Genomic DNA, 9,089 nt, shown 5'->3' on the forward strand with positions numbered 1-9,089 from the left:
TTTTCATATCCATTTAATTTTACAAGTTTTATTAACTCCTTAACTTTATCTTTTCTAATTTTCTTATTTATATTTTTCATTTTTAATCCAAATTCAATATTTTCATATACACTCATATGTGGAAATAATAAGTAGTCTTGAAATACTATTACTGCATCTCTTTTTCCTGTTGGTGTATTTAGTACTGATTTATCATTAAAAATTATATCTCCACTATCTGGATTAATAAGTCCTGCTATTAATTGTAGTGTTGTACTTTTACCACATCCAGATACTCCTAGTAATGATACTAGTTCTCCATTTTTTATATCTATATTTATATCTTCTAATACTATCTTTTCATCAAAACTTTTAGTTATATTAACTAGTTTAACTGATGACATATCTATTTCTCCTTAATTTCTTATATTTCAAAAAAACTGCTACTATTTTTGTAATATATTTTTATCCTTTTCTCTATTAACATTAAAACTATTATACTTGCAACTAAAAATACTATACTATACATAGAGCCTATTACTCTATCTCCACTTTGTATATATGGAAACATAATCATAGAATAAGTAATTACAGTTCCTCCTCCAATAAGCATAGTTAAGAAATATTGACTAAATACTATTATAAAGCACATGCTTGATGCTCCTAGTATACCTGGTAGTAATAAAGGTAGTGTAATATATCTAAATACATTTATCTTACTTGCTCCAAGCATTTTTGCTTGTATTTCTAACTTATCTCCAACTAATTTATACACATCACATATAATTCCTACAGCATAAGGTATACAAGGTAATATATTTATAATTACTACCCCTAGATATGTATTTGCTAATTTTAGCTTTATAAAAAATATATGTACTCCCATTGCTATTGATATTGTAGGTATTATTACTGGAGATAATACTAATAATTCAAAGAATTTCTTTCCTTTAAAATTATATAAAGATAGTGCCTTAGCTGCTGGAATACTAATCACTATTGTAATAAATACAACTAAAATTGATAGTATTATGCTATTTATTAATATAGCTATATTATCTAAACTTAATATATACTGAAATCCTCTTAATGAATAACTTTGAGGTAAAAGACTTGGATATATCCAAGAACCTGTTACACTCCAAATCCCCAATATTATTAGAGGAAATATAAAAGCTATAATAGCCAATTCTATTATTATTTTTTTTAAATTCACTTTAATATCTCCTCCTAAATTTTATATCTATTTATCTTTTCTAGAATTTTATTATACACAATAAGAAGTATAAAACTTAAACTAGATAATATAACATTTATAACCATAGCATATGACCTTTGAGATAAGTCCGAACTTATATAACTTGTATATGCACTAACAGAAAGTGCTTTAGGTGTTGTTGGCCCTATCAAAAATGGGACTTCAAATGAACCAAAAGAAAAAGCAAATAAAATTATAAATGAAGATATTATTGTTGGTGAAGCTAATGGCAATATTATATATCTAAAGCATTGTAACTTACTAGCTCCTAAATTTATGGCTACTTTTTCTAAATTATTACTTATATTTTTCAAAATATTATAAGCTGTTATAATAGTGAATGGGATTCCTTTCCATAAATATACCAATATTACTCCTACTCCATTTTTATCAGAAACTAAAGACATGAATTGAGATGAATCACTTATAATATTTAATGAATATAATATTCTTGAAATTATTCCTGATTGAGAAAATATAGTTATCATCAACATTACTACAACTATATGTGGAATTATAACAGGTAAGTTTAATAGTGATTCTTTTATTTTAGATAATTTCTCTTGTGATAAAAAATATGCTAATATCACTCCTATAAAAACTGCTACTGTAGACGATATAAATGATGTTTTTAAACTAAATATAAGAGATTCTAAAAATACAGAATCTCTTATAACTTCTTTATAAAATCTAAAACTAATATTTTCTGCACCTATATATGGCATATATCCTAAACTCTGCATTACACAGTTAGCTATTCCAAATCCCATTATACTTATTAATATAATAGCGACAGGTGCTAGTAATATATATGGTTTTAGTTTACTTTCCATTTTGTAAAACCTCTTCAGTCCATATCTTCTCTATTATAGGTACTAATCCCGCATTTAACTCTGGTAATGTCTTTCCAAACTCTGCAGTTTCGCTAAATTTAGACTTTTCTTCGTTAGGAACCTTATCCATATCTAGTACAGTCATATCGCCCCAATTAGCAGTATCAGTTTTTGAAGCCTGAGCATCTATACTCATTAAAAAGTTTATAAGTACCATAGCTCCTTCTTTGTTAGGTGCATTTTCAGGTATTGTTAAAAAGTGAGTATTACTTATATTTCCTTTATCAAATGCTATTATTTCTGTATCTTTACTATATTCATTGCTATCAATTTTTCCTTTAACAGTATTTGGTGAATAAGTCATGGTAAAGTAAACCTCACCATCTGAATACATATTATCTAATTGTGCTATGGTAGCAGGATAGGTTTCTCCCTTATTCCATAAATATGGTTTAATTTCATTTAAATAATCCATAGCTGGTTGTATAACTTTTCTAACTTCATCTTCATTTTCAGGTAAGTTAATTAAGTTTTCATATCCTACTATGTCGTATATTACATTTCTTACAAATGCACTTCCTTCAAAATCAGGTAAAGCAGGATATGTAAATTTACCTGGATTTTTAATTATTGCTTCTTTTAATGTTTCAGTATCTTCTATATTTTGAGCTACTTTACCAGTATCTTTAATTACTACAAACTCTGCCTTACCCCATGGTGCTTCTAACCCATCTACAGGAGTTCCAAAATCAGTGTTTATAGTTTCTGAATTTTTGTCTATGTAATCATTAAAGTTAGGAAGTTTTTCTGTGAATGATCCAAGTAATAGATTATTCTCTTTTGCAGTTTTAAAATTTTCACCATTTATCCAAACTACGTCCATTACTCCATCTTTACTTTTAGCTTGCTTTTCTGATAATAATTTATTCATTATATCATCAATATTCATTCCTACTCTTTTTACTTTTATATCATATTTTTCTTTCATTTGTGGTATTACGTAAGTGTCAAACCACTTATTCATAACTTCATTACCACCATATCCATAAAAATTTACTGTAGTTCCTTTTGCACTTTTTAAAATTTCATCATAACTAGTATCTAGTATATTTGTATTACTATTTGCATCATTTGATTTTTGAGATTTTGAACATCCCACTAAAGATAAAATCATCATCATACATAATAGTACTATGTAAATTTTTTTCTTCATACTTATATCTCCTTATTATTTATTAATCCAGTAATCTTTTTGCCTCCAAAAATCTTTGAATTGCAGTTATTATTATTAGTATTGAAAATATATTAGTTATTATTCCTAAATAGCTTGGAATTAAAATCATAAGTGAAAAAAATATAAATCCTTCACTTCTTTCTGCCACTCCTGCTTGATAATAAAATGATTTAACTCCTTTTTTTTCACTTAGTGCTCCAACTGTTAAAAATATAGTCATAGACATAAGTATACATACAGTTAATACTATAAGATTATATCTTACATCTACAAATTTAAGCCCTAGTACTAACACTATGCTTACTTCTACAATTCTATCTGAAACAATATCTAGAAGTGTTCCAAAGGATGATGAACTATTACTTCTTCTTGCCATAGCTCCATCTACTGCATCTAAGTATCCTGATACCCAAAGTAGAGTAACTGCAATTATCTGCATATCAAAATATAAAAATATAGAAGTTGATACCCCTAGTAATAAAGCTAATATGGTTACATTATTAGGAGTTAATTTTAATTTTAAAAGAAACTTAGCTCCTAATTCAATTATTGGATTTACATATTTTCTTGCATGTGTATCTAACATTTTACCTCCTAATTTTATTTATTATTTTCTAAGTTTTTTGTAATAAATCTGTTTTTTAATATTATGGATACTACCAAAGGTAATATTAAAGCTGCTATTGATAGATAAAAACTTTTGCTTCCTATATTAACTGATTGTGCTCCAATATTTACAAATACAAATATTCCTGGTATTGTTCCAAAGAAAGTTGCAAGTATGAAATCTTTATATCTTATACTTGTTAATCCAGAACCATAACTAATTACATCAAATGGGAATAAAGGAATCAGCCTTAGCATAAGCACTATAAAGAATCCTCTTTCATTTATCATATTTTCTACCTTATCTAGTTTTTCTTTGGTAAGTTTTTTTACTACATTTCTTCCTAGCTTTCTAGATATATAAAATGATATTGTTCCTCCTATTAAAGCTCCAATTGCAGTATAAATATATCCATTTACTAATCCAAATATAAGACCACTTGATATTGCAAGTATTGAATCTGGAAAAAGCGTAAGGGGAACTAGAGAGAACATTATTATATATATTATTGGTCCCAACTTTCCAAAAGACTCAACATAATTTTTTATATCGTCTACTCCTAAATTCATTTTATAAACCTTATATACAACAATTGATATAAGCATCAATATAGCTATAGATATTATTACCTTATATGCTATTTTGTATTTTTTTGTCAAAATATCACCTCTTCTTCTAAAATATTATATTACCATATTTTTGAATTAAAATCTTATTATTAATTTTTAATTAACTTTATAGATTTATATCTATTTTTCCATTTTTTTATGGTAGATATTTTATCTTGAGTAAATTTACTTTTATTTATAACATTATCATTGAACATAAAATCTAATATATGAAGAGTATTTTTATTTGCAATCATCATAGCTTCACAACAAGATTCACAATAAGATATAACTGTATCAGTTTTAGCTTCACTAGCTCTTTTATTAGTTTGTTCTAAAGCTAGTTTAGGATTTGTTACTCTAAGCATACCTCCAGATCCACAACACTCTGTATTTTCTCTACTTTTATCAAATTCTACTATTTTAATCCCCAAAGATTTTAATATCAATCTAACACTATCATGAATTTTTGGTTCATATCTTATAGGACATGGATCATGTAAACTAAATTTAATATCTAAATCATTATAATGATTTATTAAATTTTTAGGAATTGAATTTTCATTTATAACTTCCCATATAGTTTTTACTTTAACTGATTTGCTATATTTTTTTATGGTGTTAAAACAATTTGGACATGCTACTATAACTTCTTCAATTTTATTTTCTAAAAATAAATTTTCTACCTGAGAATAATATATTTTAAATTTATCCACATCTCCCATTGATAAGGTTGGTTTACCGCAGCATTTAAATGCTATTGATAAATCATCTATGTTTTTCTTTAAATACTCATATGCTTTTAAAACTATTTCCGGGCTATAACTTGATAAACTGCATCCTGGAAAGAATAATTTCTTAGTACTTTTATTTGAAAAAGACTTTGAAAATACAGGCGAAAAACTATTAATCTGATGAAATTTTACACTATTATATCCAATATCATTTATATTTTTTTTATCATTATTAAAAATATCTTTTCTCATATCATAAAACATTTCTTTTATTTTTATATCTTTAGGACATTTTAAGTTGCATACTTCGCAAGAAGAACAAGAATAAGGTATATTTTTATCTACACCTTTATCTGTTATTATTTTTTTCATAAGTTCTTTTGGCGATGAAGAGTATTTACTCATCATAGGACATGAATTATAGCATCTTTTACAGTTTATACAATTATTTTCATTTATTTTTATCTCTTCTAGAGTTTTTTCATTTAAATTTATTATTTTCATCATTTATCCTCCTATAAAAAATTAACTTTACTAATCTAAAATGTAAAGGGCTATTCTATATTTAGAAAAGCCATCTACTAATTAGTATAACTTTAAACTTTACTTTTTTTCTCAGTATATATTTGCTTTAAAAGATATACAAGTACACTTATTGCAAATAAGGTCATAATTCCCATCATCATAAGCTTGGCTCCACCTGTAAGCATTCCACCTACATATGAATAAACTATTGTAGCTGGAAGCTGTCCTATACCTGTTGCAACAAAGAAAGGTATAAACTTCATTGAAGTAAGCCCTGCACCATAACTTACTAAATCAAAAGATATAAATGGAAGTAATCTTGCTATTAATACGGTATGCTTGCCATATTTTCCTAAAAACTCATCTATATTTTTTAAAGCAAGTTTACTTGTAAGTCTTTCAACTGTATCTCTTCCTAAAAACCTAGCTATATAAAAACATAATGCTGCTACCACCATAGCGCTTGTCCATGAAAGTATTGCTCCATTTACCCATCCAAACAAAGCCGCATTAGCAAAAGTTATTATAAAAGCTGGAAGTGGTGCTGCTACTGATTGTAATATCATAAGCAAAAATGATATTACTGGTGCCCACATACCAAATGATAATATATATTTCTTAAGTCCTTCTAAATCTAATTTAGTTAAGTATGATACCATGTTATTTATAACTTCATTTACTGGATTTACAAATATGTATACTCCAATTAAAAGTACTATTATTAATGCAGTTATACAAAATGATTTATTTAAAGTTTTATTATTATTCATAATTATACATTTTTCTCCTTTTAGTTTTATATTTAATATACTTATATCTTTATATATTATCAAGTACTTTTTAATCATTTATAATTTATAATATTAAAATTAAACTAAAAAAGGCTGAACTTTATATAAGTTCAGCCCTTTTAAAGGCAATCTGTCTATATATCCAACATAAGTTGTTCAAATCCACAATCATAAACATCTTTTTTAATATTTTTTTTCTTTAATGGCTTTATAACATTCATTCTTGTTAAAAGTTTTTTTAATGATACCACATTATTTATAGATATGTTTTCATTATTTACATTTAATGAATATCCCACACTAGTTTTACTTATAACCAATTTAGGATTTTCTAGATTTAAAGATACTATACGTGCTCCATTATATTCTACAGAAAAAGTATCTTTATTTTTCGAAAAAATATCTATTAATTCATCTTTTATAGACTTGTTATTTTTAATTTTATCATTATTGTTTAAAACATTCATTTTTACTAAAAGAGGCTCTATTGACTTTAAATCATTTAAATATATAGGACCACCTTTTAAGTAAATACAGTATCCCTTATTTGATGCTTGTATTGTTACATCTTTTTCACTTATAAATACTGATTCTATTTTACCATTTGTATATTTAACTGTATATGATTTAGTTATTTTAGATAATATATTTGTGATTTTACTTGGTAAATACATAGTATCCCTCTTTTATTTTATTTTTATCTAAAATATATCATTTATTTATAAATTTTACAAGTTTATCATATTTTCTATATATCATTTTTGAGCAAGGATATATCGTTGGCAAAATTAGTTAAGCGAAATTTTTATAATTATATATTTATAATATACCATATATTGTAAATTTAACTAACTTTAATAGCTAAAATTTAATTTTGTTTTACTGGTTAATATTTTTAGTATATAGTCTCTATTATAAAAGTAAACTTTTTAAATAAATAAGGAAATATCTATATAGATATTTCCTCCATTTCTTTATCCATCTTATTTATTTTAATTAAACAAATAATTCCTACTACTATAAATCCAACTCCACCTAATATTCCAACTGGACTTGGTCCTATAAATGGATTAACTCTAGGTACTGCTATAAATACAGTTGAAAAACTTGCAAACCCATTTATCATACCATGTGAAAGCACCGCTGGTATACAACTTTTAGTCTTAAATGTCATATATGATAAAAAGGCAGATACGACTACACAAAATACTATCATTGCAAGTATTCCTCCCCAAGGTGCACCAAAATAACCTAACCCATAATTATGTCCCATAGCTATCATAGGTGCATGCCATATCCCCCATATAACACCACTTTTAATAGTAGATTTTAAATATGAATATTTTTCATTAAGCGTTGGAAGTAAAAATCCTCTCCATCCCAATTCTTCTCCTAGACAAGCTATAAAATTTAATATAGGTGCAAGTAAAACTGCTATTATCATTTGCATTATAAGCAATGATCTTAATTCTTCTACTGATGGTGCTACCTGACCCATAGCTACCATTTGATCTTGTGTTAATTTTATAAATGTTGACATACTTAAATCAAAATGAGATGGAAACACTAAATAATACACTCCTGCTCCTAATACAATAAGTATTGCAGGTAAAAACCAAGCTATTAAATAAATTTTTTTATTATTTTTAAAGTTTGGTTTTATCCATAAATCTTTAATATTTTCCTTAGTTATAAAGCTAGTTAAAATTGCTGATATTGCTGGAATTATCATACATACCATAAGTACTATCTGAGCCAGTGGATTTTGATATCCACCATTTCCCATTAACCAAAAGGCTATACTCCATGTAGCTACAAAAGTTATACTCAGAAAAATATTAACTTTTTTCATAATCAATCCCCCCTTTTCTGTTTTATTTGTTATATATATAATATAACAATATTTTTCATACGTCTATTAAATTATATTATTTTTCACTTTAAGTAATACCTTATTAATAACTTTATTATAAAATTTCAATTTATTATTTTATTAAAATACACTTATTATCTATTAAATTTAAGTAATATTCATACTATAATTTTCCTTAACTATGATTTATCTTCCTATTATATTTTTTTTAATTTATCAGATAATAGATTATATAAATAAATAAATAGGAGGTACATAAAATGTCAAATGGAAATTTAAACTGTTCTGCAACTAATTGTGGACATAATAACTCGGGATTATGTTATGCTGGTGGTATAAATGTAGGTGGTCATAATGCTAATACAACTTCTAATACTTACTGCTCTTCTTTCGTAGACCAAGATAATACTTATTTTACAAATTGTGCTAATTGCAGTTGTACTAAACCTGAACAAATAAAATGTGATGCTGTTAACTGCACTTACAATGAAGATAAGAATTGCGTTGCTGACAGTGTTCAAATAAATGCACACGATACAAGTTGTGAAACTTTTGTATCTAGATAATAAAAAAGCTGATCTATTTAAGGATCAGCTCAGAGCGTAGACAAAGTCTACGCTCTTTTATTTTTGTCAATACTCTTTATG

11 protein-coding genes are annotated in these 9,089 nt (G+C 25.8%); 1 reads left to right on the top strand and 10 read right to left on the bottom strand.

All coding sequences use genetic code 11. From position 1 onward, the window contains the following. The 10 genes from Q5F54_RS07145 to Q5F54_RS07190 form a co-directional block, all read right to left on the bottom strand. On the bottom strand, positions 1-383 hold a 383-nt coding region (locus Q5F54_RS07145), incomplete at its 3' end, for an ABC transporter ATP-binding protein (protein ID WP_302334153.1). A 20-nt stretch (positions 384-403) separates the two neighbouring features. Then, positions 404-1,195, bottom strand: a complete 792-nt coding sequence (locus tag Q5F54_RS07150; protein WP_302334154.1) for an ABC transporter permease — start codon at positions 1,193-1,195, stop codon at positions 404-406. 14 nt (positions 1,196-1,209) lie between these two features. After that, positions 1,210-2,070, bottom strand: a complete 861-nt coding sequence (locus Q5F54_RS07155) for an ABC transporter permease (RefSeq protein ID WP_277232108.1) — start codon at positions 2,068-2,070, stop codon at positions 1,210-1,212. Next, positions 2,060-3,283 (bottom strand): ABC transporter substrate-binding protein, encoded by a 1,224-nt coding sequence (locus Q5F54_RS07160; protein ID WP_288701875.1) that lies wholly within the window; start codon positions 3,281-3,283, stop codon positions 2,060-2,062. The genes Q5F54_RS07155 and Q5F54_RS07160 overlap by 11 nt, the downstream gene beginning before the upstream one ends. 22 nt (positions 3,284-3,305) lie before the next feature. Then, a complete protein-coding gene (locus tag Q5F54_RS07165; protein ID WP_302169279.1) occupies positions 3,306-3,890 on the bottom strand; it encodes a CDP-alcohol phosphatidyltransferase family protein in 585 nt (194 codons plus the stop codon). Positions 3,891-3,904: 14 nt separating this feature from the next. Continuing rightward, a complete protein-coding gene (locus Q5F54_RS07170) occupies positions 3,905-4,570 on the bottom strand; it encodes a TVP38/TMEM64 family protein (RefSeq protein ID WP_302334155.1) in 666 nt (221 codons plus the stop codon). A 59-nt stretch (positions 4,571-4,629) separates the two neighbouring features. After that, entirely contained in the window at positions 4,630-5,757 is a 1,128-nt protein-coding gene (locus Q5F54_RS07175) for a (Fe-S)-binding protein (protein WP_302334156.1), read from the bottom strand. Between the two features lie 92 nt (positions 5,758-5,849). After that, positions 5,850-6,548: a TVP38/TMEM64 family protein gene (locus tag Q5F54_RS07180; protein WP_302334157.1), complete on the bottom strand. Its 699-nt coding sequence runs from the start codon at positions 6,546-6,548 to the stop codon at positions 5,850-5,852. 155 nt (positions 6,549-6,703) lie between these two features. Continuing rightward, positions 6,704-7,243, bottom strand: coding sequence for a hypothetical protein (locus Q5F54_RS07185; RefSeq protein WP_071120164.1), 540 nt, complete (start codon positions 7,241-7,243; stop codon positions 6,704-6,706). A gap of 275 nt (positions 7,244-7,518) precedes the next feature. Further along, the gene (locus Q5F54_RS07190; RefSeq protein WP_288306819.1) at positions 7,519-8,421 is read right to left on the bottom strand and encodes a CPBP family intramembrane glutamic endopeptidase; all 903 of its coding nucleotides are present in this window, start codon (positions 8,419-8,421) and stop codon (positions 7,519-7,521) included. A 281-nt stretch (positions 8,422-8,702) separates the two neighbouring features. Between Q5F54_RS07190 and Q5F54_RS07195 the strand changes: the two genes are divergently transcribed. Further along, positions 8,703-9,008: a DUF1540 domain-containing protein gene (locus tag Q5F54_RS07195; protein ID WP_071120162.1), complete on the top strand. Its 306-nt coding sequence runs from the start codon at positions 8,703-8,705 to the stop codon at positions 9,006-9,008. Positions 9,009-9,089: the final 81 nt, after the last annotated feature.

Origin of the sequence: uncultured Romboutsia sp. (assembly GCF_958366745.1) — a bacterium.
Taxonomy (GTDB): domain Bacteria; phylum Bacillota; class Clostridia; order Peptostreptococcales; family Peptostreptococcaceae; genus Romboutsia; species Romboutsia timonensis.

What these genes read in the sequence shown, in the direction of transcription:
- Q5F54_RS07155 (WP_277232108.1), bottom strand. Translation starts at nt 2,070, where the DNA reads ATGGAAAGTAAACTAAAACCATATATATTACTAGCACCTGTCGCTATT.
- Q5F54_RS07160 (WP_288701875.1), bottom strand. Translation starts at nt 3,283, where the DNA reads ATGAAGAAAAAAATTTACATAGTACTATTATGTATGATGATGATTTTA.
- Q5F54_RS07165 (WP_302169279.1), bottom strand. Translation starts at nt 3,890, where the DNA reads ATGTTAGATACACATGCAAGAAAATATGTAAATCCAATAATTGAATTA.
- Q5F54_RS07175 (WP_302334156.1), bottom strand. Translation starts at nt 5,757, where the DNA reads ATGAAAATAATAAATTTAAATGAAAAAACTCTAGAAGAGATAAAAATA.
- Q5F54_RS07180 (WP_302334157.1), bottom strand. Translation starts at nt 6,548, where the DNA reads ATGAATAATAATAAAACTTTAAATAAATCATTTTGTATAACTGCATTA.
- Q5F54_RS07185 (WP_071120164.1), bottom strand. Translation starts at nt 7,243, where the DNA reads ATGTATTTACCAAGTAAAATCACAAATATATTATCTAAAATAACTAAA.
- Q5F54_RS07190 (WP_288306819.1), bottom strand. Translation starts at nt 8,421, where the DNA reads ATGAAAAAAGTTAATATTTTTCTGAGTATAACTTTTGTAGCTACATGG.
- Q5F54_RS07195 (WP_071120162.1), top strand. Translation starts at nt 8,703, where the DNA reads ATGTCAAATGGAAATTTAAACTGTTCTGCAACTAATTGTGGACATAAT.